This window comes from Pseudomonas sp. FSL W5-0299, assembly GCF_005930655.1.
GTDB lineage: Bacteria > Pseudomonadota > Gammaproteobacteria > Pseudomonadales > Pseudomonadaceae > Aquipseudomonas > Aquipseudomonas mandelii.
Genome location: NZ_RXHX01000008.1, coordinates 199,765 through 225,863 on the forward strand (window position 1 = coordinate 199,765; position 26,099 = coordinate 225,863).

General features: G+C 61.1%; 19 protein-coding genes and 1 tRNA gene. 12 read left to right on the forward strand and 8 right to left on the reverse strand.

All coding sequences use genetic code 11. The features are described 5' to 3' along the window. Positions 1–38: 38 nt before the first annotated feature. Positions 39–674 carry a response regulator transcription factor gene (locus FHL16_RS13410; protein WP_010460308.1) on the reverse strand — a complete coding sequence of 212 codons (636 nt, stop codon included), beginning with the start codon at positions 672–674 and terminating at the stop codon, positions 39–41. Between the two features lie 4 nt (positions 675–678). Beyond that, positions 679–2,955, reverse strand: coding sequence for a PAS domain-containing sensor histidine kinase (locus tag FHL16_RS13415; RefSeq protein WP_077748471.1), 2,277 nt, complete (start codon positions 2,953–2,955; stop codon positions 679–681). Between the two features lie 231 nt (positions 2,956–3,186). Here FHL16_RS13415 and FHL16_RS13420 point away from each other — a divergent pair, with 231 nt between their 5' ends. From FHL16_RS13420 to phaR, 6 genes are all read left to right on the forward strand, one after another. Beyond that, positions 3,187–4,809 carry an acyl-CoA synthetase gene (locus FHL16_RS13420; RefSeq protein WP_077748472.1) on the forward strand — a complete coding sequence of 541 codons (1,623 nt, stop codon included), beginning with the start codon at positions 3,187–3,189 and terminating at the stop codon, positions 4,807–4,809. 121 nt (positions 4,810–4,930) lie between these two features. After that, positions 4,931–5,257, forward strand: a complete 327-nt coding sequence (locus FHL16_RS13425) for a DUF485 domain-containing protein (protein WP_010460314.1) — start codon at positions 4,931–4,933, stop codon at positions 5,255–5,257. After that, positions 5,257–6,927 carry a cation acetate symporter gene (locus tag FHL16_RS13430; RefSeq protein ID WP_010460315.1) on the forward strand — a complete coding sequence of 557 codons (1,671 nt, stop codon included), beginning with the start codon at positions 5,257–5,259 and terminating at the stop codon, positions 6,925–6,927. The genes FHL16_RS13425 and FHL16_RS13430 overlap by 1 nt, the downstream gene beginning before the upstream one ends. Before the next feature lie 63 nt (positions 6,928–6,990). Continuing rightward, on the forward strand, positions 6,991–8,763 hold the full coding sequence (locus FHL16_RS13435; protein WP_077748473.1) for an acyl-CoA dehydrogenase C-terminal domain-containing protein: 1,773 nt from the start codon (positions 6,991–6,993) through the stop codon (positions 8,761–8,763). A gap of 128 nt (positions 8,764–8,891) precedes the next feature. Next, positions 8,892–10,160: an OprD family porin gene (locus FHL16_RS13440; protein WP_010460319.1), complete on the forward strand. Its 1,269-nt coding sequence runs from the start codon at positions 8,892–8,894 to the stop codon at positions 10,158–10,160. Positions 10,161–10,345: 185 nt separating this feature from the next. Then, complete coding sequence (gene phaR / locus FHL16_RS13445) at positions 10,346–10,894, forward strand: polyhydroxyalkanoate synthesis repressor PhaR (RefSeq protein WP_010460321.1); 549 nt, start codon at positions 10,346–10,348, stop codon at positions 10,892–10,894. Positions 10,895–10,932: 38 nt separating this feature from the next. Here the strand turns inward: phaR and phaP are convergent, their stop codons facing one another. Next, positions 10,933–11,502 (reverse strand): TIGR01841 family phasin, encoded by a 570-nt coding sequence (phaP, locus tag FHL16_RS13450; protein ID WP_077748474.1) that lies wholly within the window; start codon positions 11,500–11,502, stop codon positions 10,933–10,935. Between the two features lie 242 nt (positions 11,503–11,744). Between phaP and FHL16_RS13455 the strand changes: the two genes are divergently transcribed. Continuing rightward, entirely contained in the window at positions 11,745–14,213 is a 2,469-nt protein-coding gene (locus FHL16_RS13455) for a DUF3141 domain-containing protein (RefSeq protein ID WP_077748475.1), read from the forward strand. A 180-nt stretch (positions 14,214–14,393) separates the two neighbouring features. Here the strand turns inward: FHL16_RS13455 and FHL16_RS13460 are convergent, their stop codons facing one another. Further along, on the reverse strand, positions 14,394–15,431 hold the full coding sequence (locus tag FHL16_RS13460) for an AraC family transcriptional regulator (protein WP_077748476.1): 1,038 nt from the start codon (positions 15,429–15,431) through the stop codon (positions 14,394–14,396). Positions 15,432–15,712: 281 nt separating this feature from the next. Here FHL16_RS13460 and phbB point away from each other — a divergent pair, with 281 nt between their 5' ends. The 5 genes from phbB (at position 15,713) to FHL16_RS13485 (ending at position 21,685) form a co-directional block, all read left to right on the forward strand. Then, positions 15,713–16,459, forward strand: a complete 747-nt coding sequence (phbB, locus tag FHL16_RS13465; RefSeq protein ID WP_010460332.1) for an acetoacetyl-CoA reductase — start codon at positions 15,713–15,715, stop codon at positions 16,457–16,459. A gap of 57 nt (positions 16,460–16,516) precedes the next feature. After that, positions 16,517–17,695 carry an acetyl-CoA C-acetyltransferase gene (locus FHL16_RS13470; RefSeq protein ID WP_077748477.1) on the forward strand — a complete coding sequence of 393 codons (1,179 nt, stop codon included), beginning with the start codon at positions 16,517–16,519 and terminating at the stop codon, positions 17,693–17,695. 99 nt (positions 17,696–17,794) lie between these two features. Next, a complete protein-coding gene (gene phaC, locus FHL16_RS13475) occupies positions 17,795–19,498 on the forward strand; it encodes a class I poly(R)-hydroxyalkanoic acid synthase (RefSeq protein ID WP_077748478.1) in 1,704 nt (567 codons plus the stop codon). A gap of 144 nt (positions 19,499–19,642) precedes the next feature. Further along, positions 19,643–20,296, forward strand: coding sequence for a hydrolase (locus FHL16_RS13480; RefSeq protein ID WP_010460339.1), 654 nt, complete (start codon positions 19,643–19,645; stop codon positions 20,294–20,296). Between the two features lie 66 nt (positions 20,297–20,362). Continuing rightward, positions 20,363–21,685 carry an OprD family porin gene (locus FHL16_RS13485; protein WP_077748479.1) on the forward strand — a complete coding sequence of 441 codons (1,323 nt, stop codon included), beginning with the start codon at positions 20,363–20,365 and terminating at the stop codon, positions 21,683–21,685. A gap of 7 nt (positions 21,686–21,692) precedes the next feature. Here the strand turns inward: FHL16_RS13485 and FHL16_RS13490 are convergent. The 4 genes from FHL16_RS13490 to fdhE form a co-directional block, all read right to left on the reverse strand. Beyond that, positions 21,693–21,788: transfer RNA gene (locus tag FHL16_RS13490), tRNA-Sec, on the reverse strand. A 6-nt stretch (positions 21,789–21,794) separates the two neighbouring features. Then, the gene (gene selB, locus FHL16_RS13495; RefSeq protein WP_077748480.1) at positions 21,795–23,702 is read right to left on the reverse strand and encodes a selenocysteine-specific translation elongation factor; all 1,908 of its coding nucleotides are present in this window, start codon (positions 23,700–23,702) and stop codon (positions 21,795–21,797) included. Further along, positions 23,699–25,120 (reverse strand): L-seryl-tRNA(Sec) selenium transferase, encoded by a 1,422-nt coding sequence (selA, locus tag FHL16_RS13500; protein WP_077748481.1) that lies wholly within the window; start codon positions 25,118–25,120, stop codon positions 23,699–23,701. The genes selB and selA overlap by 4 nt, the downstream gene beginning before the upstream one ends. A gap of 50 nt (positions 25,121–25,170) precedes the next feature. Beyond that, positions 25,171–26,097: a formate dehydrogenase accessory protein FdhE gene (fdhE, locus tag FHL16_RS13505; protein ID WP_077748482.1), complete on the reverse strand. Its 927-nt coding sequence runs from the start codon at positions 26,095–26,097 to the stop codon at positions 25,171–25,173. Positions 26,098–26,099: the final 2 nt, after the last annotated feature.

The following is a 26,099-nucleotide window of genomic DNA, read 5'->3' on the forward strand; positions in this document are numbered from 1 at the left end:
TTAGCCCAGCATAGACGCTCAATACACGGCGTGAGGCCTCAACGCAATTTCAGTGGATCGACCAGTCCGGCGGCAATGGCCATGCCCACCAGGTCCGGCAGGTTGCTGGCCTGCATGCGCTTCATCACGCGTGAGCGATACAGGTCGACGGTTTTTGCGCTGACGCCCAGTTGCTCAGCGATTTCCCGAGTGGTGTAACCCTGCACCAGCGGCAGCAAGACATCGCGCTCGCGGGGGGTCAGTGTCAGCAAACGGGCTTGCAAGGCGTCATGGCCCTGATTACCCGAACGGTTGGCCGCGCAGTTGCTCAGCGCCTGTTGCACGCTGTCCAGCAACAACTGCTCGTTATAAGGTTTTTCGATGAAGTCATGGGCGCCTGCCTTGAACGCGCGCACCACGATGGGCACATCGGCGTGGCCGCTGACGAAGATGATCGGCAGGTTCAACTCCCGAGCGCGCATTTCTTCCTGCACGTTCAACCCGCCCATGCCGGGCATGCGCACATCCAGCAGCACGCAGGCGTCGAGCGTGGCATCACAGGCGCTGAGAAACTCCACGCCACTGGTAAAGGGCAACGCCTTGAGCCCGACCGATTCCAACAGCCAGACCGTTGAATCGAGCATGCCCTGGTCATCGTCGACCACATACACCACGTGCTCAGTCACACCTGCCATTGCGTTATTCCTGTTGTTGTTTTGTTGGGCCGGCAAGCGGCAAGCGGCAAGCCATCAGCAGCCCGACCGGTTGGCGCCGGGCCTGCAATTCACCGCCGAAACCTTCGATAATGCTGCGGCTCATGGACAAGCCAAGGCCCAGGCCATCGGCCTTGCTGGTATAGAACGGGGTAAATATCTGCTCCAGTTCGGGCTCACTGACGCCCGGCCCCTGGTCTTGCACACGGATCTCCACGGTGGCACCACCACCCTGCTCCGCCGTCATCACGATCAGCGAGGGCTGCCCCGGATGTTGTTCGCGATTGGCGTCGATGGCATTGCGCAACAGATTGAGCAGCACTTGCTCCAGCAACACCCGGTCGGCATAAACGGGCGGCAGATTATCCGGCAGTCGATCCTCGATTGTCACTTGGCAATTGCTCGCTTCCCAGGCACACAAACGCACGGCCTCACGGGCGACGTCGGTAAAATTCAGGGCCTGCATGCGCCGCTGCCCCTTGCGCAGAAACGCCCGTAACCGCTTGATCACTTCCGAGGCATGGGTGGCGTGATGGGTGATGCGTTGCAGCCCTTTCGCCACGCGTTCGGCGGCCTCGGGGTTGGTGTCGAGCGTCTGTAAATAGCGTTGACTGGCATTGGCGTAGTTGACCACGGCGGCCAACGGCTGGTTGATTTCGTGGGCAATGCCCGAGGCCAGCTCGCCCAGGGTCACCAACCGTGCGGTGTGCGCCAATTCGTCTTGATGGCGGCGCTGTTGTACCTCGCGCAATTCGCGCTCGGTCATGTCCCGCGCCACCAAAGAGTAATAGCGCTCGCCGCCGGCCGAACGGTGCGCCAGCAACACCAGCGACACCGGCACCGACGTGCCGCCACCGGGCGGTTGCAACCGGGCATCGGTGCTCCACACGCCGTCGCGTTCGGCGCTGCTCCAGCCGTCACGTTGCAGGCGCGTCAGGTCAGCGCTGGCAAACAGCTGCGCCAGGGCCGGCATCGGTTGTTGCTCGTCGATATCGAGGATGCGTCGTGCGGCCGGGTTGAGGTAAGTGACTTGCCCGTCAGGGTCGATGAACAACACCGGATCGGTGTTGGCCTCGACCACTTCCGCCAGGCGCCGCTTGTTCTCTTCGGCCTGTACCCGGGCCGTGATGTCCCGGGACACACTGACCACCTCGACCACCGCGCCGGTGTAGGTTTCACGAATCGCCCGGCTGGCGGTTTCGAACCACAGGTAATGCCCGGCCCGGTGGCGAATGCGGTACGTCATGGTGTGATAACCGTCCTGCTCCAGCGCGTCCCGCGCACGCTGCACCAGGTTGGCGAGGTCCTGGCCGTGAAACAGGCCCTGGGCCATTTGCCCGCGCAACTCTTCGGGCCAGTAGCCAAGCAATGTCCAGGATGCCGGCGAGGCATCGAGAAAACGCCCGTCCGGGGTGTGCCGGGAAATCAGGTCGGTGGTGTTCTCGATGATCAGCCGGTACAGCCGCCGTGCCGTGGCGGCTTCGCGTTCGGCCAATACTTGTACCGTGGCGTCGCGGCAACGGGCGAGCACGCGGTTGTCCTGGGGATCGGGAATAAACGTCCAGATCAGAATCTGCGCCTCGAACTGGGCTTCGACCCCTTCGATGGCACGTTGCTGGTCGAGGCAGGCACGCACCAACACCCGATGATTGACCGGCAAAAAGCCCAACACCTCGGTCAGCGGCTTTTCCGCGAGCAGGGCCAGCAGCGCGGCATTGAACTCCAGCGGTCGGCCCTGCGCATCGAGCAACAGACTCGGTTGTGGGTCGTGCCCCAACAGCGGCGACCCCCGCAGCATGCCGTTGACGCTGCTGAGCAAGGTGGTCAACAAATCCTGCACCCAGCCCAGCCAGTCCAGACTCACGCCGTCGCAGACTTCCACCAGCAACAGGCCTGACTGCCCCGCCTGCAAGGCCAGATCAAACACTTGGCCATGGCTGATGGCTGCGCGGCGTAATCGGCCGGACAGCCAGCAATCGAGTTGCCGCACCTGGGCCAGGTCCAGGCGCCCGGTCTCGCCCAGCCGATCAAACAGCAGCTGATCGCTGGCCAGCGATGGATCGCCAAGGCCCGGCGGGAAATGCTGGGCGGCGCCTTCGTGGCTGTAAATTCGCGCGCTGGGTTGCCAGCTCAGGTAAACCGCTCGCCGCACCTCGGGACATTCCTGCAGCGCACGGCACAACGCATCCGCCCGAGCGGCCAGGGACACGCCCTCGCGCTGCAGGCGCAACCAGCTGTGCAATCGAACGGGAGTCAGGGTCATCACAGGTCCGCATTGTCGGGGGAGCCAAGAATATACCGGCGCTAGAGGTATCGCCGCATTCATTTGGAGGCAGAAGAATCAAATATAGTACATCTACTATACTGCGTAGGTTGTACTTCCATATTCGTGTCAGATTGTTATATAAAGCACACCGGGCATAAAGGATGACCTCAGCGGCTACGCTGAACAGGCCCATCCATAGAGCTAACAATCAGCCACCGAGTACCCGTCATGTCGATCTATGAACAAGGGCTAGGCCCTTCGGCTGTCAATCACATTGCTTTGTCGCCGCTCAGCTTCATCGAACGCACTGCCAGCGTTTACCCCCACTACCCCGCCGTGATCCACGGTTCGATCCGTCGTACCTGGGCGCAGACCTACACCCGTTGCCGGCGTCTGGCCTCGGCGCTGGCCGGTCGTGGCATCGGCAAGAACGATACGGTGGCGGTGATGCTGCCCAACATTCCCGAGATGCTTGAAGTGCATTTTGGCGTGCCGATGATCGGCGCCGTGCTCAACCCGCTCAACGTGCGCCTGGATGCCGAAGCCATTGCCTTCATGCTGCAGCATGGTGAAGCCAAGGTGCTGATCACCGACCGTGAATTCCATGACGTGATTCACGCGGCCATCGGCATGCTCGATCACCCGCCGCTGGTCATCGACGTCAATGACCCGGAATACGGCGAAGGCAAGGCCGTCAGCGACCTGGATTATGAAGCGCTGCTGGCCGAAGGCGATCCGGATTACGCCTGGCAATGGCCGGACAACGAGTGGCAAGCCATCTCGCTCAACTACACCTCAGGCACCACCGGCAACCCGAAAGGTGTGGTCTACCACCATCGCGGCGCGTACCTGAACTCGCTGGGCAACCAGATGACCTGGGCCATGGGCAACCATCCGGTCTACCTCTGGACCCTGCCGATGTTTCACTGCAACGGTTGGTGCTACCCGTGGATCATCACCGCCATGGCCGGTGTGCATGTGTTCCTGCGCCGGGTCGATCCGCAGAAAATCCTCACGCTGATTCGCGAACATCAAATCACGCACCTGTGTGCTGCGCCTATCGTGCTCAATGCATTGGTCAATATGCCGGAATCGGCGAAAGCGGCCATCGACCACCCGGTCAACGCCATGGTTGCCGGTGCTGCACCACCCGCCAAAGTGATCGGCGCCGTGGAAGAAATGGGCATCAAGGTCACGCACGTCTATGGCCTGACCGAAACCTACGGTCCGGTGACACTCTGCGCCTGGCATGCCGAATGGGATGAGTTACCGCTGGACGAACGGGCACAGATCAAATCCCGTCAGGGCGTGCGCTACCCGACGCTTGAAGGCGTGATGGTCGGCGACTCAAAGACGCTGGAACCTACCCCACGGGACGGTCAGACCATCGGTGAGATCTTCATGCGCGGCAACACCGTGATGAAGGGCTACCTGAAAAACCCGACCGCCACCGCCGAAGCATTCGAAGGCGGCTGGTTCCACACCGGTGACCTGGCGGTGTGTCATCCCAATGGTTATGTCGAGATCAAGGACCGACTCAAGGACATCATCATTTCCGGCGGCGAGAACATTTCCACCATCGAACTGGAAGGCGTGCTGTATCGCCATCCGGGCGTGATGGAAGCGGCCGTGGTTGCCCGTCCCGATGAAAAATGGGGAGAAACGCCCTGTGCGTTCATCACCTTGAAGGCCGACCACCAGGACGTTCGCGAGACCGACATCATCAGTTTCTGCCGCGAGCATCTGGCGGGCTTCAAAGTCCCGCGCACGGTGATCTTCACCCTGTTGCCGAAAACGTCCACCGGCAAAATCCAGAAGTACGTCCTGCGCGACAGGGCTAAAGCGCTCTAACCCGAACCGACGTTTTACCCACCCGGCGGCAGGTGTTTCATCTGCCGCTTCGGGCTCGTGCAGGCCGAATTCGGCCCTGCCCTGCCCCCAGACACATAACAAAAACAATGTGGAGCCACCCATGATCGACATCCATTCAACCGATACCCAACGTTGTGAACGCATTCGGACCAATCCGAAATTCCTTCAATTGGTGAGCAGCCGTTCGCGCCTGGCCTGGTCGCTGAGTGCCGCCGTGCTGGGCACTTACTACGGATTCATGCTGGTGGTGGCATTTGCCCCGCAATGGCTGCATGCGCCAGTCGCCGAGCATCGGATGTTGACCCTGGGCATGCCGGTGGGTGCGGCGATCATCATTTTTTCCTGGCTGCTGACCGGTTGGTACGTCTATCGCGCCAACACGCGTTTCGATGCACTGGGCGCCGCCATTCTTGAGGAGAGCAAGTGATGAACCTGCTGCGTAAGCTCATCCTCGCCGCTGCCGGCCTGTTGCCGGCCTCCATCGTCCTCGCCGCCCCGACAATGGGCGCAGTGGAAAAACAACCGCTGAACCTGCATGCGATCGGCATGTTCTTCGTCTTCGTGCTGGGCACCCTGGCGATTACCTGGTGGGCCGCACGGCAAACCAAATCCACGTCGGACTTCTACACCGCGGGCGGTGGCATTACCGGGTTCCAGAACGGCCTGGCAATTGCCGGTGACTACATGTCCGCCGCCACGCTGCTGGGACTGTCCAGCCTGGTGTTTGCCAAGGGCTACGATGGCTTCATCTACACCATCGGCTTCTTTGTCGGCTGGCCGATCATCACCTTCCTGATGGCCGAGCGCCTGCGCAACCTGGGCCGCTACACCTTCGCCGACATCGTTTCCTATCGACTCGACCAGAACAAGGTGCGGATCTTCGCCGCGTTCGGTTCACTGACGGTGGTGTGCTGCTACCTGATCGTGCAGATGGTCGGGGCCGGTCAGTTGATCAAGTTGCTGTTCGGTCTCGACTACCCGGTTGCGGTGGTGATCGTCGGTGCATTGATGCTGGTCTACGTGATCTTCGGCGGCATGATTGCCACCACCTGGGTGCAAATCATCAAGGCTGTGCTGCTGCTCGCCGGCGGAACCACCCTGGCGGTCATGGCCATGTCGCAGTTTGGTTTCAGCTACGAAACCCTGGCCGACAAAGCCGTCCAGGCCCATGCCAGCGGCTGGAACATCATGGGGCCAGGCTCGATGCTCGCCGACCCGATCAACACCGCGTCGATGTCGTTGGGCCTGGTGTTCGGGATTGCCGGTCTGCCGCACATCCTGATGCGTTTCTTCACCGTGCCGAACGCCAAGGAAGCGCGCAAGTCGGTGTTCTACGCCACAGGCTTTATCGGTTTCTTCTTCCTGGTGGTCTGCACCCTGGGCTTTGCCGCGATGGTCATCATCGGCACCGACCCGCAGTACTACGTCAACGGTGAAGTCGGCGGCGCCCTGATCGGCGGCGGCAACATGGTTGCCATGCACCTGGCCAAAGCAGTGGGCGGCAACCTGTTCTTCGGTTTCCTCTCGGCCGTGGCCTTCGCCACCATTCTGGCGGTCGTCTCCGGACTCGCCCTGGCCGGTGCCTCGGCGATTTCCCATGACCTCTACGCCACGGTGTTCAAGAAAGGCAAGGCCAGCCAGAAACAGGAAATGCGCGTAACGCGCATGGCGACGGTAGGCCTGGGCATCATCGCGATTCTGCTGGGCATTCTGTTCGAGAAGATGAACGTTGCGTTTCTGGTAGGCCTGACCTTCGGCATTGCCGCGTCGACCAACTTCCCGGTGCTGATCATGGCCATGTACTGGAAAGGCCTGACCACCAAAGGCGCGATCCTCGGCGGTTTCGCCGGCCTGATCTGCGCACTGGTGCTGGTGATCCTGTCGCCAGCGGTCTGGGTCACCGTGCTCGGTCACGCTCACGCGATCTTCCCCTACGACCACCCGGCGCTGTTCTCCATGCCGCTGGCGTTCTTCGTGATCGTCGTGGTGTCGAAACTCGACCGCAGCGTGCGCGCCGACAAGGAGCGTGACGCCTACGCCGACCAGTTCGTTCGCGCCCAGACCGGCCTCGGTGCCGCCAGCGCTTCCGCTCATTGATTGAAAGGGCACGGTCTGCCGTAACGGCGCCGTGCCCACCGCATACCTTTTGAGGTTCACGTTATGCCCGAATTCAACGCCCCGCTGCGCGATATGCGCTTTGTGCTGCACGAAGTGTTCGATGCCCCGGCCCTGTGGGCGCGCTTGCCGGCCCTGGCCGACACGGTCGACGCCGCCACCGCTGACGCCATTCTTGAGGAAGCGGCGAAAGTCACTTCGCACCTGATTGCGCCGTTGAATCGCAGCGGCGACGAAGAAGGCGCCCAGTGGCTCGATGGCCAGGTCAGCACGCCGATCGGCTTCAAACAGGCTTATGCCACCTTCATCGAAGGCGGCTGGGTGGGCCTGTCCGGTAACGCCGATTTCGGCGGCATGGGCATGCCGAAGATGCTTGCCGTGCAGTTTGAAGAAATGCTCTACGGCGCCAACTCAAGCTTCGCCCTGTATTCGGCCTTGAGTTCCGGGGCCTGCCTGGCGCTGGATGCCCACGCCAGCGAGACCCTGAAAAATCTGTATTTGCCGCCGATGTACGAAGGCCGCTGGGCCGGTTCCATGTGCTTGACCGAAGCGCATGCCGGCACTGATCTGGGGATCATCCGCACCCGCGCCGAACCCCGGGCCGACGGCAGTTTCAGCATCACCGGCAGCAAGATCTTCATCACCGGTGGCGATCAGGACCTGACGGAAAACATCATCCATCTGGTGCTGGCCAAACTGCCGGACGCGCCAGCCGGACCGAAAGGGATCTCGCTGTTCGTCGTGCCCAAGGTGCTGGTCAATGCCGACGGTTCCCTCGGCGACGCCAATACCGTGAGCTGCGGTTCGATCGAACACAAGATGGGCATCAAGGCTTCGGCCACCTGCGTGATGAACTTCGACGGTGCCAGCGGTTGGCTGGTCGGCGAAGCCAACAAAGGCCTGGCGGCGATGTTCACCATGATGAACTACGAGCGCCTGTCCATCGGCATTCAGGGCATCGGCTGTGCGCAAGCGTCCTATCAGAGCGCCGTGGCTTACGCCCGTGAACGTGTACAGAGCCGCGCACCGACCGGCGCGATGGCCCCGGACAAAGTGGCTGATCCGATCATCGTCCACCCCGATGTGCGCCGCATGTTGCTGAGCATGAAAGCCATGACCGAAGGTGGTCGCGCGTTTGCCAGTTACGTCGGTCAACAACTGGACCTGGCGAAGTTCTCCGATGACGCCCAGGAGCGCGACAGCGCACAAACCCTGGTCGCGCTGCTGACACCAGTGGCCAAGGCGTTCTTCACTGACACGGGTCTGGAAAGCTGCATCAACGGCCAGCAAGTGTTCGGCGGCCATGGCTACATCCGCGAATGGGGCCAGGAACAGTTGGTCCGTGACGTGCGCATCGCGCAGATCTACGAAGGCACCAACGGCATTCAGGCGCTGGACCTGCTCGGCCGCAAAGTGTTGGCCGACAGCGGCTTCGCGCTGCGTCAGTTCACCGGGGAGATCCGTCGTTTCGCCCATCAGCCTGACGCGCCCTACTCCGTGCAGCTGTTCGATGCCGTGCAGCGTCTGGAAAACCTGAGCGACTGGCTGCAAGACCAGGCCGCCACCAACCGCAACGAAATCGGCGCTGCTTCGGTCGAGTATTTGCACCTGTTCGGTTACGTCGCCTACGCCTGGCTTTGGGCGCGCATGGCCCAGGTCGCGAAGAAAAAACTCAGCGAGGACCCCAAGTTCTATGGCGCGAAGATCGCCACCGCCGATTTCTACATCCGTCGCCTGCTTCCGCGCACATTGAGCCTGGAGCATTCCATTCTCGCCGGCAGCGCCTCGTTGTACGGCCTGAGCGCCGAACAGTTCTAACGATTGAACCGACGCGGCGCCACGCTCCTCTCGATTCGGCGTCCGCGTTTTTTTATTGATAAGCCCTCGTCCACCCGGCGAGGGCCGCGGGACCTGTCTTTCCATAATAAAAACAAAGGGGCTTCACCATGGACCGCAACACCCGCATCCTCGCTACCCGACTATTGCTGGCCGGCGGCGTCATCAGCCTCTCGGCCCCCGCCGCTGCTGACTTTGTCAAAGACAGCAAGGCCAGCCTTGAGCTGCGCAACTTCTATTTCAATCGGGATTATCGCCAGGACAACGCCGCCCAATCCAAACAAGAGGAATGGGCCCAGGGTTTCCTGCTGCGCTATGAGTCGGGCTTCACCGACGGTTTGGTCGGTGTCGGTTTCGATGCCATCGGCCTGGTCGGCGTCAAGCTTGATTCGAGTCCTGATCGCGCCGGTTCCGGCCTGCTCAAACGCCATCGCGACACGAGCAAAGGCGCTCAGGACGAGTACGGCGAACTGGGATTGACCGCTAAACTGCGCGCCTCCAAAAGCACCCTGAAACTCGGCACGCTGCTGCCGAAATTGCCGACGGTGCTGGCCAACGATTCACGGCTGTTGCCACAAACCTTCAAGGGCGGTCAATTGAACTCGCTGGAGATTGAAGGCTTGACCGTGGATGCCGGGCGGCTAACCCAGGTCAATCAGCGTGACTCCTCGGACTACGAGGACATGGGCATCACCCGGACCGGCGCCAAAGGCATCACCACGCGGCACCTCGACAGCGACAGCTTTGATTTCGCCAGCCTGAACTACAAATGGACCAGTAACCTCGCCACCGGCTACAGCTACGGCCACCTCGACAACTTCTACAGCCAGCACCTGGTGAACCTGACCTACGTGATGCCGGTAACGACGGGGCAATCGTTCAAGACTGACCTGCGCTTTGCCCGCTCCACGGATGATGGCGGCAGCAATGTCGACAACAATGCGATTGGCGCCATGTTCACCTACAGCCTCGGCGGTCACGCGTTTGGCCTGGGTTATCAAGGCATGAGCGGCGACACCGGTTTTGCCTACATCAACGGCACCGATGCGTTTCTGGTGAACTTCGTGCAGATCGGAGACTTCGCCAGCAAGGATGAAAAATCCTGGCAGGCGCGTTACGACTACAACTTTGCAGCCATGGGTGTGCCGGGCCTGACCTTCATGACCCGCTATATCACTGGCGACAATATCGACCTGGGCGGCAACCGCCCCGAAGGCAAGGAATGGGAGCGTGATACCGACATTGGTTATGTCGTGCAGAGCGGTCCGCTGAAAAATGTCGGGGTGAAATGGCGTAATGCGACGGTGCGTTCGACCAACTTCGGCAGCGATCTGGATGAGAATCGCTTGATTGTCAGCTACACCCTGCCGATCTGGTAACGATTCAGGCTTCACAAGGGGGGACTCGCTTGGCGGCGCAGTTCCCCTTTTTGTTTTGGATTTTCGCTGAGATGGCGAGCCTCTTCGCGAGCAGGCTCGCTTCCACAGGGGAACGCGGTCAACGGTAGGAGCGAGCCTGCTCGCGAAGGCGGCCTCAAAGGCGCCAAACATGAGAGTAGGTTAAGATGCCTGCAAACCAGGCCCGCCGCGAGACGCCCCGCATGACTGATACCACCCCCCGCCTGATCAAGAAATACCCCAATCGCCGACTCTACGACACCCACACCAGCAGTCATTTGACCCTGGCGGATGTGCGCCAATTGGTCGTCGATAAAGTTGCGTTTAAGGTGGTCGATGCCAAGAGCGGCGAAGACCTGACGCGCAGTATCCTGCTGCAAGTGATTCTGGAAGCCGAAAGCGGCGGCGAGCCGATCTTCACCAGCGAGATGCTGATGGGGATTATCCAGTTCTACGGTCCGTACCAGGGTGTGCTCGGCAGCTACCTGGATAAAAGCATCCAGACCGTCATCGACATCCAGTCCCAGACCGGCGCGCAGTCATCCGAAGCCTGGAGCGACTTCATGCATCAACAGGCCCCGGTCATGCAGGACCTGATGCGCCAGTATGTCGACCAGTCCAAGGCCTTGTACCTCAATACCCAGAACCTGTTCGGCATGTTTGGCGCCAAGCCCGGCACTGATAAAGGGCCGAAAAAAAATGGCGATGGGGAATAAACCCATCGCCATCGTTTGTGCCGCTGGCCTGAAATGACTTACTTGTTACCGCTGGTGGCCTTGGCGCTCGCTTCTGGTGCTGCTTTGGTGGCAGCGGCAGTGGCGGCGTCAAAATTGCTCTGAGCCACATCGGAAGCCTGTTTCACGGCTTTCTGTGCGCTTTCAAACACGGTACTGGCATTGGCAAGGCCCGACTTGAATGCAGCCACGACAGGCTCGGAGCCGGCCGGTGCATTCTTGCTGATCGATTCAACAAACTCATTGACCTGCTGGGTGCCCGCCTCGACCTGACTCGACGTCAGTTTGGCGATGTCCGACTGCGTGCCCACGATCAGCGCTTGAACCTGACGATTGAACTCGGCCAGACGTTCGGCCTGCGCGCTCGGCTGGGTAAACGATGCCTGCAAATCGGCAAAACCTTGTGGATCACGCACGGCCAGCAGCTTGCGCACGCCTTCGAAGTGCTCCTCGGTGGAGTCGCGCAGTGCCTTGAACTGCAACTGGCTCAGCTGTTCAACGCTGGCGAAGACTTTGCCGCTGATCTGCTGCAAAAGATCGAGGTTGGCTTTCTGAGCGGTTTGCAGTTTTTCCGAATTGAAAAAAGACATGCTTTATCTCCTGGTTCTGGAAGGCCCGGATGGGCCTGAGGACGCGATAGCGATCCTGCCAGACATCGCGTTAGCCTTGATATTGCAGTGCACAAAACTATTTGGCAACGGCTATTTTGTGCGGCGCACAATAAAGTTCGCTTCCTTGACCGTTATTCCCTATACACTCGTGAAAATCGAACGACCGGCTTGATTGCTATTAGTCAGGGCAACGTTCCCACGCATGGCGTCAGGAGTTCACGATGGGTCAGGAAGAAAATATTGCGCTGCAAGATAAAGGGCTTTCGACTGCGTCCGGTGTGTTCGAGCACCTGAACCATCTGCAGCGCCTCAATACCCGCAACGTTATTGACGCCGTGCAACAGCGCCAGGCCAAAACCTACGCACCTTCAAGCCTTGAACAACTGCGGCAGCCGACCGCCGCTGACTGGCAGGAATACTTCACCGACCTTGGCCAACGCAGCGTGCTGTTCTGGGACACCTTGCGTCAGCGCGGCGACAACACCCTGGCCCACGAACGCGCCGGGTATCCGCTGCTGCTCAAGTTCAACCATGAAACCCTGATTGCCGGTGAAGACCTGCCGCGCCCGGTCAACTACTCGCTGCTGCAGATCATCGCGGGCCCCGGGCAACAGCTCGACAGCAAAAAGCAGCCGGTGATCATCATTGACCCGCGCGGCGGCCACGGTTCAGGGATTGGCGGTTTCAAACAGGATTCGGTCATCGGCGAAAGCCTGCGCGCCGGTCACCCGACCTATTTCATCTCGTTCAGCCATTCGCCACGCCCGGGGCAAACCCTGGCGGACATTGTTTTAGCCCAGGCGCGGTTTATCGAAGAGGTCAGCGCGCGACACCCCGCCAGCACCAAACCCGTGGTGATCGGCAACTGCCAGGCCGGCTGGGCGTTGATGGGCCTGGCGGCGACCCGTCCGGAACTGCCGGGACTGATCATCGTCAATGGCGCGCCTTTGTCGTACTGGGCGGGCGTCAATGGGCGCAATCCGATGCGCTACACCGGCGGTTTGCTGGGCGGCGGCTGGATGGCACGCCTGGGCAGCGACCTGGGCAATGACCGTTTCGACGGCACTTGGCTGGTGAGCAATTTCGAAAGCCTCGACCCGGCCAACACCTGGTGGGGCAAGTACTACCACCTGTTCAGCGAAGTCGACAGCGAGGCCCCGCGCTTCCTCGATTTCGAACGCTGGTGGGGCAGCCCGACCCTGCTCAATGGCGAAGAGATCGAGATGATTGTCGATGACCTGTTCATCGGCAACCAACTGTCCGGCGGCCTCGGGCGCAAGAGCAGCGGGCTCGACCTCAAACGCATCGAAGTGCCGGTGGTGGTGTTCTGTTCCTATGGCGACAACATCACCTCGCCGCAGCAAGCACTGGACTGGATCACCGACGTCTACCCCAGCGATCTCGCCCTGCAAAATGCCGGTCGCACCATCGTTTACCTGCGGCACGCGAGCATTGGCCATCTGGGCATCTTTGTTTCCGGCGAAGTCGCGCGGCGTGAGCACCGGGAGTTGTTGGGCGCCGTCGACGCGATCAACGAACTGCCGGGCGGGCTCTATGAAATGCTCATCGAGGACCTGCCGGAACATTCGCCAACGCCCTACGCCGTGCGTTTCGAGCGACGACGTATCGCCGACATCCACGGTGACGCGCAGGCGCCCCGTGACGATGATCGCGAATTTGCGCTGGTCGAGCGTGCCTCTGATTTCAACAACACCCTTTACGACGGGTTTGTAAGGCCGTGGTTGCGCCAGTTGATCAACGAGCCGACCGCCGAGCTGATGCGCAAGGCCCACCCGTTTCACCAGCAACAGGTGATGTGGAACAGTTTGAACCCGGCGCTCTGGTGGTTGGCAGGCAGTGCCTCCCAGGTGAGCAAGAACCGTCAGCCGGCAAACCCGTCCAATCCGTTGCTGGCCTGGCAGGCATTGTTTTCCAACCAGATACAGGATGCCTTGAACGGCTATCGGGACCTGCGTGATGCCGCTCAGGAAATGAGCTTTTACGGCGTGTATGGCGTGCTCAATAGCCTTACCGGCAACGTACCGGCTCGCAATCTCCAGGCGCATGCCGAGCAGCACGATAAAGTCCTGATCGACCGCCTTCAGGACGCCCTGCCCCTCGGCGGCTTGATGGAAGCCTTGATCCGGATCCTGTTCCTGCTGGGCCGCGACAGCGACGAACCGGGCAAGCAAAGCGTCGAGAAACTCATCCTGCAATTGCAGGTGCTGCTGCAGGACTACAGCGCCGAGCCGCTGGACTTGCGCGAAACCCTGCGCCTGCAAAAACTGCTGGTCGCCACCCATCCGCAGGAAAGCCTGCAAAGTCTGCCCCTGATGCTGGCCGAGGTCGAAGAACGCCAGCAAGTGCTGGCCGCCGTCGCCAATATGCTGCCGGAACTGCTGACCAGCGGCGCGGACAATCCGTTCTGGTGTGAGCTGCACACGCTGCTCGACGTGCCACTGCCGGGGTTCAACCTGACTCAACCTCCGGGCGCAGCCGATGTTGTCGAGGAGGAAACCCCGACGACAACCCCGGAGCCGATCAAGCCGAAAACCGCGGTCGTCGCACCAGAGCCCGCCAAACAAAGCGCCCCCGTGGTCGTCGCTGAGCCGATTGCCCCGGGAACGCTGACAAAAACGCGCAAACCCGCGAAGGGCAAAAAAGCCGCGAAGAAACCTCCTGCTCTCTGATGAGTAACTTGTGTGAGCGAGCCTATATGTGTGGCGAGGGAGCTTGCTCCCGCTCGGCTGCGAAGCAGTCGCATAGCTTTTGGGGCCGCTTCGCGACCCAGCGGGAGCAAGCTCCCTCGCCACAAAAGCGCGCTCCCACAGGGGTTCGTTGTCGACAAAATGTTAGAGCAGTTCACCGCGTCACACTGGCGCGGCTTCCTGGATCTCGAACGATTCATCGGACCGATACTGCCCCGGCGTCATGCCAAACCAGCGGCTACAGGCTTTGTTGAAGCTGCTGTGGTCATGAAAGCCAAGGAGATAGGCGACATGCTTCATGTTGAAGTGAGAATGGCGAAGGTAGAAATCAGCGAGTTGCCGGCGCACCGCGCTCAGCACGTCCTTGAACTGTGTCCCTTCCTTTTCCAGCGCTCGTTGCAGCGTTCGCTTGCTGATGTTCAAGGCCGCCGCAATCGATTCCATGTCGCATTGCCCCTGGCCCTGACTCAGGCGCTCGGTAATCAGCGCGCGAATTCGCCCGACAATGCAAAAACCAAACAGCAGGTCCAGTTGCGCCTCGGCAAAACTGTCATGCAGCACCGCCAGCGTTTCGTTGGCCATGCTCAACGGTCGCATCAATTCCTGCCCGTCAAACAAAATGCTGTCGTAAGGCGCGTTGAACTGCAGATTGCAGCCAAACAGCCGTCGATGCTCGGTGGTGTCTTCGGGTTCTGGATAGGTGAATTCGACGCTCAAGGGTTGCGGTGCGTTGCCGCCCGCCAGCTTGCGGCAGAACCCCAACAACGACGCCAGCCCGGCATCGGTGTATTGGCGCGGTTTGACCGAACCCTGCTGCTGATGATCGAGCCCGGACAACCGGTAATGTTGCTGTTCGGCGGTAAAGAAAAGGCTGAACCCGGTGCCAATCAGCGGACTGAAACGGACCAGGCGTTCGAGGGCGTTTTTCAGATTCAGGCTGGACATCATGGTGTAGCCGATGATCTGAAAGCTGCCGGGGTGGAAACTGCCATAGGCCCTCAAGCCAATGTCCTGATCGCCCGAGGCCTTGGCGGCCAGCTCCCAGAGTCGATAGATGGCCTTTCGCTCGCAAAACGCACCTGGTTGGTCCGCGAGGTCAATGTCTAGTCCAGCCTCCCGACACAGACTGGCAACATCCAGTCCTTGGGCCGAGAGCGTATTGACCAGCACGCTGGCATAGCCTGAACTCATTTTATACATGGCGTCCTCAATGACCTGTGGAACCGGACATCCTGTCCGGAGCCGTGACTGATCTGAAATAAATCAAATATTAACGAGTGGTTCCGTTGCCAATATTGATCCCAGTATAGGTAATCCTCATTTTTCGCCACTGTTCCCGGCCATTCGTCGCCCGGATGCAACTAAACCAGCCATGGCGCCTTTGGACACCAGCCCGTCACCTCCAAACACTTCCGCATCCCCCGCCAATACCGAACAATCGCCCATCTTGCAGCGCAAAACAAAAAAGAGGAACGGAGCTTATGAAGTCGCTTGGTCGTATTGCGTTGGTCACAGGTGGTATGGGTGGGATTGGTACGGCGATCAGCCAGCGCCTGTACAAGGAAGGGTTCAAAGTCATCGTCGGTTGCAGCTCGGATTCCGCCCGCAAAAACGACTGGATTGCCGGTCAACTGGCGGCGGGTTATCAGTTCGAATGCATCTACGGCGACATCACCGATTGGGAGTCGACGCGCAAGGCCTTCGAGATGGCGCGAGAACAATTCGGCCCGATCGATGTGCTGGTCAACAACGCCGGCATCACCCGGGATGCCTCCTTCCGCAAGCTAACGCCCGAGGACTGGAATGCCGTGATCGGCACCAACTTGAGCGGCATGTTCAACACCACCAAGCAGGTGATTGAAGGAATGTTGGCCAAGGGCTGGGGACGGGTCATCAATATCTCCTCGATCAACGGCCAACGAGGCCAGTTCGGCCAGACCAACTACAGCGCGGCCAAGGCCGGCATCCATGGCTTCACCATGGCCCTGGCGCGGGAAGTGTCCGGCAAGGGCGTGACCGTCAACACCGTCTCCCCGGGTTACATCCAGACCAGCATGACCGCGGCCATCCGCCCGGACATCCTCGACACCATGATCGCCGCCACCCCCGTCGGGCGCCTCGGCCAACCCGAAGAAATCGCCTCGATCGTCGCCTGGCTGGCCTCCGATGAATCGGGCTACAGCACCGGCGCTGATTTCTCGGTGAACGGCGGCATGAACATGCAGTAGACCGATCAGGGCAAGGACGCCCTGCTCCCGCTCGACAACATCTTAATGAGGTCACGCATGAACGAAGTCGTAATCGTTGCCGCTACACGTACCGCCATCGGCAGTTTTCAAGGGGCCTTGTCCGCGATTCCAGCCACTGAACTGGGCGCAGCGGTGATCCGCCGTCTGCTGGAAGAAACCGGCCTGGACGGCACGCAGATTGATGAAGTGATTCTGGGCCAGGTGCTCACCGCAGGCTCGGGGCAAAACCCGGCACGTCAGACGGCAATCAAGGCCGGCCTGCCCTTCACCACCCCTGCCCTGACGCTGAACAAGGTCTGCGGCTCGGGCCTCAAGGCTGTGCAACTGGCGGTTCAGGCGATCCGCTGCGGCGACGCCGAGCTGGTGATTGCCGGCGGTCAGGAAAACATGAGCCTGGCGCCTTATGTGCTGCCCAAGGTACGCACCGGTTTGCGTCTGGGTCATGCGCAGTTGCAAGACAGCGTGATTCAGGACGGTTTGTGGGATGCCTTCAACGACTACCACATGGGAATCACCGCTGAGAATCTGGCCACGCAGTACAGCGTCAGCCGCGAAGATCAGGACGCCTTCGCCGCCGCCTCGCAACAGAAAGCAGCCGCCGCCATCGAAGCGGGCTACTTCAAGGGGCAAATCACCCCGATCCTGATCCCTCAGCGCAAGGGCGATACGCTGGTGTTCGACACGGATGAACAACCGCGCCCGGGCGGCACGCTGCAAGCGTTGAGCAACCTTAAACCGGCGTTCAAGAAAGACGGCAGCGTGACCGCCGGCAATTCGTCGACTCTCAACGATGGCGCCGCCGTGTTGCTGCTGGCCAGCGCCGCCAAGGCCCAGGCCCTCGGCTTGCCGGTGCTGGCGCGCATCAAGGCTTACGCCAGTGCGGGCGTCGACCCGTCGATCATGGGCATCGGCCCGGTCCCGGCCACCCGTCTGGTGCTGGAAAAAGCCGGCTGGAGCCTGGACGACCTCGACCTGATCGAAGCCAACGAAGCGTTTGCCGCGCAATCACTGGCGGTTGGCAAGGAACTGGGTTGGGACACCGCCAAGGTCAACGTCAACGGTGGCGCGATTGCGTTGGGGCATCCGATCGGCGCGTCGGGCGCGCGAATTCTGGTCTCGCTGGTGCACGAGCTCATTCGCCGTGACGGCAAAAAAGGCCTGGCCACGTTGTGCATCGGTGGCGGCCAAGGTGTCAGCCTGGTCATCGAACGATAACAAGAATCACAGGACTGCTTGCTTGACTGCTGACGCGGTGCCGAATGGCGGCACCGCGGTTTTTTTCTGCCCGGTTTACCGATGTGGGCAAGGAGTTCCATGGACAATAACGCGCACACCTTCAACACCTTCTGGTCAGGCCAGGTCCCGTTCATTGCCTCCTTTGCAGTGCAACAATTACGCTTGTGGGTGAGCACCAATCCTTGGTTCACCGGCCAGGAATACGAGAAGTGGTTTGACCTGCCACGCACCACACTGGAAAGCCTGCAAGCCGAGTATCAAACCCAATGGGGTGATCTGGGCCAGCGGCTGCTGACCGGCCAGCCGTTTTCCTTTGAAGATCGACGTTTTTCCAGTGGCAACTGGAGCACACCGCTGTTCGGCTCCCTCGCGGCGTTCTACCTGCTCAATGCCGGTTTTCTGCTGAAGCTGCTCGATAAACTGCCGATCAAAGACAAGAAACCCCGCCAGCGTCTGCTGTATCTGGTGGAGCAAGCGATTGCCGCCGGGGCGCCCAGCAACTTTCTGGCGAGCAACCCCGATGCCTTGCAACGCGTCGTCGACACTCAGGGCGGCAGCCTGTTCACCGGCCTGTTGCACCTGGCCAGCGACCTGCAAGAAGGCAAGATGCGTCAGTGCGACAGCGGCGCTTTCAAGGTCGGCGTGGACCTGGCCAACACCCCCGGCGAAGTGGTGTTCGAGAACGAACTGTTCCAGTTGATTCAGTACTACCCGCAAAGCGAAACCCAGTACCGGCGCCCGGTGTTCATCGTCCCGCCGTCGATCAACAAGTACTACATCCTCGACCTGCGCCCGGACAACTCGATGGTTCGCCATCTGCTGCAACAAGGCCACCCGGTGTTCCTGATGTCGTGGCGCAACTTCGATCAGGCGCACGCCGGCACCACCTGGGATGACCTGATCGACACCGGCATCATCAAAGGCCTGCAAGTGACCCGCGAGATCAGCGGCGATCAACGCCCCAATTGCGTGGGGTTCTGCATCGGCGGCACGCTGTTGAGTTCGGCGCTGGCGGTACTGGCGGCGCGCGGCGACAAGGACATTGGCAGCGTGAGCCTGTTGACCACCTTCCTCGATTACCTCGACACCGGCCCCATCGACATCTTCGTCGACGAACAACTGGTGGCCTACCGCGAGCGCACCATCGGCGGTCAGGAGGGCCCCATCGGCCTGTTCAAGGGCGAGGACATGGGCAACACCTTCTCGCTGCTGCGCCCGAATGATTTGTGGTGGAACTACAACGTCGACAAATACCTCAAGGGCCAGAAACCCATCCCCCTCGACTTGCTGTTCTGGAACAACGACAGCACCAACCTTCCGGGGCCGATGTACTGCTGGTATCTGCGTCACACCTACCTGCAGAACGACCTGAAATCAGGTGAGCTGGACTGCTGCGGGGTCAAGCTCAACCTGCGCGCCATCGATGCACCGGCGTACATCCTCGCCACCCACGACGATCACATCGTGCCGTGGCGCAGCGCTTACGCCAGCACCCAATTGCTCTCCGGGACCAAGCGCTTTGTGCTGGGTGCCTCAGGGCACATCGCCGGGGTGATCAACCCGCCGGCCAGGGAAAAACGCCATTACTGGACCAACAATCGAGTGTCGAAGGATCCCGACACCTGGTTCATGAATGCCCAGGAACAGGCCGGCAGCTGGTGGAATGACTGGTTTGTCTGGCTGGCAGACCAGGCCGGCGAGCGTCAGCCTTCGGTGTCGCACATCGGCAACGCGAACTTCCCGGCGCTGGAATCGGCACCCGGGCGTTATGTGATGCAATGACCGACAGCCCCGCGCACTGACCGATATTGCGCGGGGCCGTTCTTCAGGCGTCCTCGCAAATAACCAAACACAGCACATCGCTTCAATATTCCCGCCTGAATCTGCGCAACCATGGCCTCCTCACTCACCCGTAAGGACCTCGCCATGGCCATCGCCAAAGCTGCTCCCGGCAAAACCCTGCTGACCCCGACCGACCACACCCTGATCATGATTGATCACCAATCGCAGATGTCCTTCGCGACCAAGTCGATCGACGCCGTCACCCTGCGCAACAACGCCGCCCTCGTGGCCAAGGCCGCGCGCGGCTTCAAAGTCTCGACCATCCTGACCACTGTCGCCGAGAAGAGCTTTTCCGGGCCGATCTTCGACGAAATCAAGTCGGTGTTTCCGGAACACAACGTCATCGACCGCACCAGCATGAACACCTGGGAAGACGAGCGCATCGCCGTCGAAGTCAACAAATTCGGCAAACAGAAAATCGTCCTCGCCGGCCTGTGGACCTCGGTGTGCATCGTCGGCCCGGCGCTGTCGGCCATCGACCAGGGTTTTGAGGTCTACGTGATTGCCGACGCCTGTGGCGACGTCAGCACCGAAGCCCATGAAATGGCCATGCAGCGCATGATCCAGATCGGCGCCCGTCCAATGACCTCGCTGCAATACCTGCTCGAACTGCAACGCGACTGGGCACGTACCGAAACCTATGAAGAAACCGTGAAAACCTCGATTGCCAACGGTGGCTCCTACGGTCTTGGCCTGATCTACGCCAAAACAATGTTCGGTGCCTCGGAAGGCCATTAAGCGGTCCTCCTCTGAAAAGCGAGCGACTGCGGACCCTCCGCAGTCGCTGCTGCGTGGTGATTGATGATGAAGTTTGGCAAGCAAGACCTGCGTATCCGGTTGCCCTTTTGGTTGTCGGTGCTGTTCGCCGGAACAGCATGGGCGGATGAACCCGCACAAGGGTTTCTGGATGGCGCGGCGCTTGACGTGCTAAGCCGCAACTTCTACCTCAACAGCGACTACCGGTCCCCTTCGCCGACAGGTAAAAGCTATAAAGCCGAGTGGGCTCAAGGCTTTATCAGCACTTTTGAATCTGGATTCACACCCGGCACGCTCGGCTTAGGCCTCGACGCCCACGCCTTTCTGGGATTGAAGCTGGATGGCGGCAAAGGTCATTCCGGGACCGGATTGCTGCCCGTGAATGATGACGGCCGTAGCGAAGACAACTATTCCAGTGGCGGCGGCGCACTGAAAATCAGAGCCTCGCGAACCACCTTGGCGTTCGGTGAAATGATGGTGGAAACCCCGGTGTTCGACACCGCGGACAAACGCTTGCAACCGGAATACGCCACAGGCTTTCTATTGAACAGCCGCGAAATCGATGACGTGAATCTGCTGGCCGGGCATTTCACCGCGTTCAAAAACCAGGACAATTCTTCGAGCAAAGGCAATTTCTACGGCTACGGCGCCAACACCGAAGCCGGAGGCATTACGTTTCTGGGCGCTGACTTATTCACCCAACGCCCCGTCGGCGGCGCGCTCTATGCCTCAGAACTCAGCGACACCTGGCATCAGTACTACGCCAACCTGCACCTGAACCAGCCCGGGGTGTTCCTCGACGCCAATCTCTACCACACGCAAGACACCGGCAAAGCGCTGGCCGGCGCCATCGACAACACCGCGTTCAGCCTGTCGGGCAAGTACACCGTCGATGCCCACGCCTTCACCCTGGCCTATCAAAAAATCAATGGCGATACGCCGTTCGATTTTGTCGGCGGCGACTCGATCTACCTCGCCAACTCGATCAAGTACGCCGATTTCAACGGCGCCCACGAACGCTCATGGCAGGCACGCTACGACCTCGATTTGAGCACCTTCGGCATACCTGGCCTGAATTTCATGACCCGTTACGTCATGGGCAGCCGGATCGACGGCACCCGTGCGCCCAAGGGCGGCGCCTACAACCCTTTCGATGAGTCCATCGGTGAATACGTGCCACAACAAGGCGATGGCGGCCGGCATTGGGAGCGCGACATCGACCTGCGCTACATCGTGCAGTCCGGCGCGGCCAAGGGGTTATCGCTGCAACTGTCCCATGTCTCGCATCGGGCCAACGCGGCGCAGGCCGGCGATGATATTGACCGGGTGTACGTGGTCGTTCAGTACCCGCTGAATTTCGGGCATCTATGAAGAGAAATGGCGGAAGGCAGCCGGAGTCGAACCTGCCCGGGAACGGATGCCGTCCCCAACCGGGTTTGAAGCCCGGCCGCGCCACCGGGCGCGATTGCCTTCCTTGAAGTCAGTTTCCTGATGGCTGGGCCAGGGCATTGTCGAGCCGCAGATGGCGCTTGTCGCCAAAGCGTCGGGTCAGGCCCAGCCGGTCGAAGTATTCAAGGATCTGGATGCTGCGCTTGCGCCCCAGGCCCACAGCATCGCGAAACGCCGTGACCTGAATCACCGGGTTCTGCGCGGCCAGTTGCACAAGCATAGCCGCCAATCGGCGAATGACTGTTTCGGTGTAGAACAGGTCGCGGACGACCTGATGCACCAGCCCCAGCCTCGCCATTTTTCGCAGCAGCAGGCGCACCGTCACTTCGTCATGGCCAAGGTCGCGTACCCATGGGGCATTGAATCCGGCCTGTTCGAACAACGGTTGCAGCTGCCGCCACAACGCTTCGTCCTCTTCGCTCAAGCGCACCTGATGCTCGGGCAAATGCAGCCACGGCCCGCTGGCCAGCATGGCGCCGCTGGTGAGTAATTCGTCGACCAGGCTGATGAAAGTCGGCCGATCCAAAGATGTCCCGGCGAAGCGCCGCAAGCGATCCCGGTCGGGGCCCATCTGGTCCGGTTCGAGCTGGTGGAAACGAGCCAGATGCCCCAGCAATGGCGCTTTCAGCGCTTCCCAACGGTCAGCGCTGAACAGCAAGGGGCCTTGGCGGGTATCGATCAAACGGATATTGGCGGGCAGGACCCAGGTGTCACGCGGCCGGTTGAACTGACGCTCCAGGCGTCGCGGGTCGAGCCCGGTTTCGCTGTTCAGCAATAACGCAGGCAGCACGTCTTCCAGCGCATTGCGGGTGGCGAGTGCCTGCAGCTGCGCCAATCGCTCGGGGCTGCGACGGTGTCGGGTCGGGGCGAACGGGTCGAGCACCCGGCCACCGCCGAGGGTTCGTTGAGCGCTCTGGTCACGCAGAATCAACGGATCGCCCTTCACCGCCTGCACCGGCGCATTCAGCAGGATTTGCGCGAACATCCGGTCACCCGGCGCAACGCTGGCACCTTCCAACAGCGCCACTCGCCCCGTGACATCCTGCGTCCCCAGGTGAACATGCACCGTTTGAAAATGCTCGAACGCCTTGGCTTCGCTGGCCAGCAACCGCATGTCGATGTCCAGGCGCTGGGTCGGTGCGTAGAGCCATTCGGACACCAGCCAGTGGCCACGGTGAATCTGCTCCAGTGCCAAGCGCTCGGCACTCAGGTTCAGCGCCACTCGCTGACCCGCAACCCCAATCTCTGCGGCCTGGTTTTGCGCATGCAAGCCACGCACGCGCACGGGTTTGCCCAACGGACCGAGCATCAGCGTATCGCCCACGGCAACCTGCCCGGACAGCGCCGTGCCGGTCACCACGATACCGGCCCCGGCCACGCTGAACGCACGATCAATCGCCAGACGAAAACCGCCGCGGGTGCTGCGTTGCAGCACATCACGCTGCGCATCCAGCAAGGCCAGACGCAACGTCTCGACGCCCTCCCCGGTCACGCTCGACAGGGCAATCTGCGGCGCGCCGGCATACGGCCCGGGCGCCAGCAAACTTTCGATTTGTTCGCGCACGGCCTGCACGCGGGCCGGATCGACCCGGTCGCATTTGCTGATCGCCACCAGCGCCCGAGGGATGCCCAGCAGTTCGACGATTGCCAGATGTTCGCGGGTCTGGGGCATGACGCCGTCATCCGCCGCCACTACCAGCAATACCAGATCGATGCCCTGGGCTCCGGCCAGCATGTTGTGAGTGAAGCGCTCATGTCCCGGTACGTCGATAAAACCGGTCAATGCAGCGCCCGGTTCCAATGCGGCATAGAGATAACCGAGGTCGATGGTCATGCCGCGTTCGCGTTCTTCCCGGCGACGGTCGCCGGCCTGGCCAGTCAATGCCTGGAGCAACGCCGTCTTGCCGTGGTCGATATGACCGGCGGTGCCGACAATCACCCTGGCACCTGCAATTGATCGAGTTGCGCCCGCCACGCGGCTTCGTCGTCCAGTTGGCGCAGGTCCAGCCACAGCGCGTCGTCGTCAATCCGGCCTAGCACCGGAATGGCCAGCTGACGGAACGCGGCCTCCAGCCCCAGTAAATGCCGGCCGCGCAGGCGTTTACTCACCAACGGGCGCAGGCACAACGCCGCGCTCGGCAGGCGAGCCACCGGTTGGCTGCCGCTGCCGATCATGCCCAGCGCCGCCACTGCGCTGACGCTCCAGCCATCGCCCAAGGCCTGCGCCAATGACGGTTGCAGACGTTCGGCTTGCGCAAGAATGTCGGCCTGCGGTCGGGTCAGCAGGCGCAGGCTCGGTAGTCGTTCGGCCAGTTGATCGGGATTGCGGTACAGACTCAACACCGCTTCGAGGGCTGCCAGGGTCAGTTTGTCGACCCGCAACGCACGTTTGAGCGGGTTCTTCTTGATCTTCGCGATCAAGTCTTTGCGGCCGACGATCAACCCGGCCTGTGGACCGCCGAGTAACTTGTCGCCGCTGAAGGTGACGATGTCCGCGCCATCGATCAGCGCCTGGCGCACCGTGGGTTCGGCGGGCAAGCCCCAGCGGGTCAGGTCCAGCAGACTGCCGCTGCCAAGGTCTTCGAGCAGTGGCAGCCCGTGCTTGTGCGCCAATTCAGCCAATTCGGCCGTCGGCACCCGAGCGGTGAAGCCTTCAATGGCGTAATTGCTCGCATGCACCCGCATCAGCAGGCCACTGCGCGGGCCAATCGCCGCCTCGTAATCCCGGGCGTGGGTGCGATTGGTGGTGCCGACTTCGTGCAGTTTGACGCCGGCCCGGGCCATGATGTCGGGAATGCGGAAGGCGCCGCCGATTTCGATCAGCTCGCCCCGGGAAATGATCCCTTCCTTGCGCGCGCCCAGGCTGTTGAGCGTCAGCAGCACGGCAGCGGCGTTATTGTTGACCACGGTCACGGCTTCGGCACCGGTCAGTTCACGGATCAGGCTTTCGATCAGGTCGTCACGGTCGCCGCGCTTGCCGCTTTGCAGGTCGAATTCGAGATTGAGCGGATAGCGAGCGGCCCTTTGCACCGCTTCGATGGCTTCGTCTGGCAATAACGCGCGACCAAGGTTGGTGTGCAGCACCGTGCCGGTCAGGTTGAACACCCGGCGTACCTGGCTGCGATGCTGGAGATCCAGGCGCTCGCCCGCTCTGCCAGCCAAGACTTCGGGGGTGATTTCAACGGCGTCGAGTTGGCTTGACAGTACCGGTTCGCGCAGGTCATCCAGCAACTGCCGCAGGCTGGCCAGCAGCGCGTCACGCCCATAGCGCTCGGTCAATGGCAGGCACGCCGGATGGCGCAGCAAACTGTCGATGGAAGGCAGCCGCAAGGCTGGGCTGGCGGATCTGGCAGGCATCAGGCGCTCCCGCAAACGTTAACTGTCGCGCCTGAGTGTAGCCGTTGTGCTTAATCGCCTCCCGGTGCGAGCAGAAGATTCGGTGCCGGGCGCACGTAACCCTCCTGTTCCAGACGCATGTCCAGCATCAGGCTGGTCAGGTCGGTCGAGAGCGCTTCTGCCTCGGCGTCGTTTTCCAGGTACAGCAGTTTCAGGTAGCTGTGGCAGCCGGGGCAGGTTTCGGCGCGCAGCGGCGCCTGATTGGCGGCATGGCGGTCGTCATCGAGGCTGACGTATTCCAGGCCTTTGCTTTGTTCGCAGTACACGCATTTGACCCGCACCACGTGCCATTCGCAGGCACATAACGAGCACACCAGATAACGCAAACCGTTGTGTTTGCCGCGATGGCGAATGACCCCGGCCATGGCCGGCGAACCACAGGCCGGGCATTGGTTTAGGCTGTCGCCGGGTTTGAGCGCAAGCTTCGGCGTGTGCAGCAGCCAATGACTGAACGCGGCCTGCAACGCTGCGCCAAGAAAGGGCACCAGCGCCGCCGGCAGCAGCGAATACTGGCCGCTGACCAGTGCGATCGCCCAGGCTTTGCGTTGCCCGCTGTTGGCATTGCGCAAGGACGCGATGGCTTTCTCGACGGCGGAGTCTGGTGGTGGCGAATACCGCTGCAACAAGGCGTCGAGATACGCGAGCCAGGTGTCTTCGCGCACCAGGCTGTCGGCGGCGAACGGTGGCAGACCGTGTTGCTGGCACATTCGCAGACGCTCGGGATCGAGTGGCGCCGAGTCAGGTGGATTGTCCAACAGGTCCTGCTGAACGCGGCACAGGTCCGCCACCAGCCGCAAGTAATCGGCCAGTGGGTGCCCGTCTGCCAGTTTTTCCAGGCGCAGCGCCCGCAACGCGAACAGGTTGTTCGGTGGCAGGTGCAGGAACGGCGGAGAACCCGCCGCCGCTTCGATCTCTCCAGGCTCAAGAATGGTTGCCAAAG

What these genes read in the sequence shown, in the direction of transcription:
- FHL16_RS13410 (WP_010460308.1), bottom strand. Translation starts at nt 674, where the DNA reads ATGGCAGGTGTGACTGAGCACGTGGTGTATGTGGTCGACGATGACCAG.
- FHL16_RS13415 (WP_077748471.1), bottom strand. Translation starts at nt 2,955, where the DNA reads ATGACCCTGACTCCCGTTCGATTGCACAGCTGGTTGCGCCTGCAGCGC.
- FHL16_RS13420 (WP_077748472.1), top strand. Translation starts at nt 3,187, where the DNA reads ATGTCGATCTATGAACAAGGGCTAGGCCCTTCGGCTGTCAATCACATT.
- FHL16_RS13425 (WP_010460314.1), top strand. Translation starts at nt 4,931, where the DNA reads ATGATCGACATCCATTCAACCGATACCCAACGTTGTGAACGCATTCGG.
- FHL16_RS13430 (WP_010460315.1), top strand. Translation starts at nt 5,257, where the DNA reads ATGAACCTGCTGCGTAAGCTCATCCTCGCCGCTGCCGGCCTGTTGCCG.
- FHL16_RS13435 (WP_077748473.1), top strand. Translation starts at nt 6,991, where the DNA reads ATGCCCGAATTCAACGCCCCGCTGCGCGATATGCGCTTTGTGCTGCAC.
- FHL16_RS13440 (WP_010460319.1), top strand. Translation starts at nt 8,892, where the DNA reads ATGGACCGCAACACCCGCATCCTCGCTACCCGACTATTGCTGGCCGGC.
- phaR (WP_010460321.1), top strand. Translation starts at nt 10,346, where the DNA reads ATGCCTGCAAACCAGGCCCGCCGCGAGACGCCCCGCATGACTGATACC.
- phaP (WP_077748474.1), bottom strand. Translation starts at nt 11,502, where the DNA reads ATGTCTTTTTTCAATTCGGAAAAACTGCAAACCGCTCAGAAAGCCAAC.
- FHL16_RS13455 (WP_077748475.1), top strand. Translation starts at nt 11,745, where the DNA reads ATGGGTCAGGAAGAAAATATTGCGCTGCAAGATAAAGGGCTTTCGACT.
- FHL16_RS13460 (WP_077748476.1), bottom strand. Translation starts at nt 15,431, where the DNA reads ATGTATAAAATGAGTTCAGGCTATGCCAGCGTGCTGGTCAATACGCTC.
- phbB (WP_010460332.1), top strand. Translation starts at nt 15,713, where the DNA reads ATGAAGTCGCTTGGTCGTATTGCGTTGGTCACAGGTGGTATGGGTGGG.
- FHL16_RS13470 (WP_077748477.1), top strand. Translation starts at nt 16,517, where the DNA reads ATGAACGAAGTCGTAATCGTTGCCGCTACACGTACCGCCATCGGCAGT.
- phaC (WP_077748478.1), top strand. Translation starts at nt 17,795, where the DNA reads ATGGACAATAACGCGCACACCTTCAACACCTTCTGGTCAGGCCAGGTC.
- FHL16_RS13480 (WP_010460339.1), top strand. Translation starts at nt 19,643, where the DNA reads ATGGCCATCGCCAAAGCTGCTCCCGGCAAAACCCTGCTGACCCCGACC.
- FHL16_RS13485 (WP_077748479.1), top strand. Translation starts at nt 20,363, where the DNA reads ATGAAGTTTGGCAAGCAAGACCTGCGTATCCGGTTGCCCTTTTGGTTG.
- selA (WP_077748481.1), bottom strand. Translation starts at nt 25,120, where the DNA reads ATGCCTGCCAGATCCGCCAGCCCAGCCTTGCGGCTGCCTTCCATCGAC.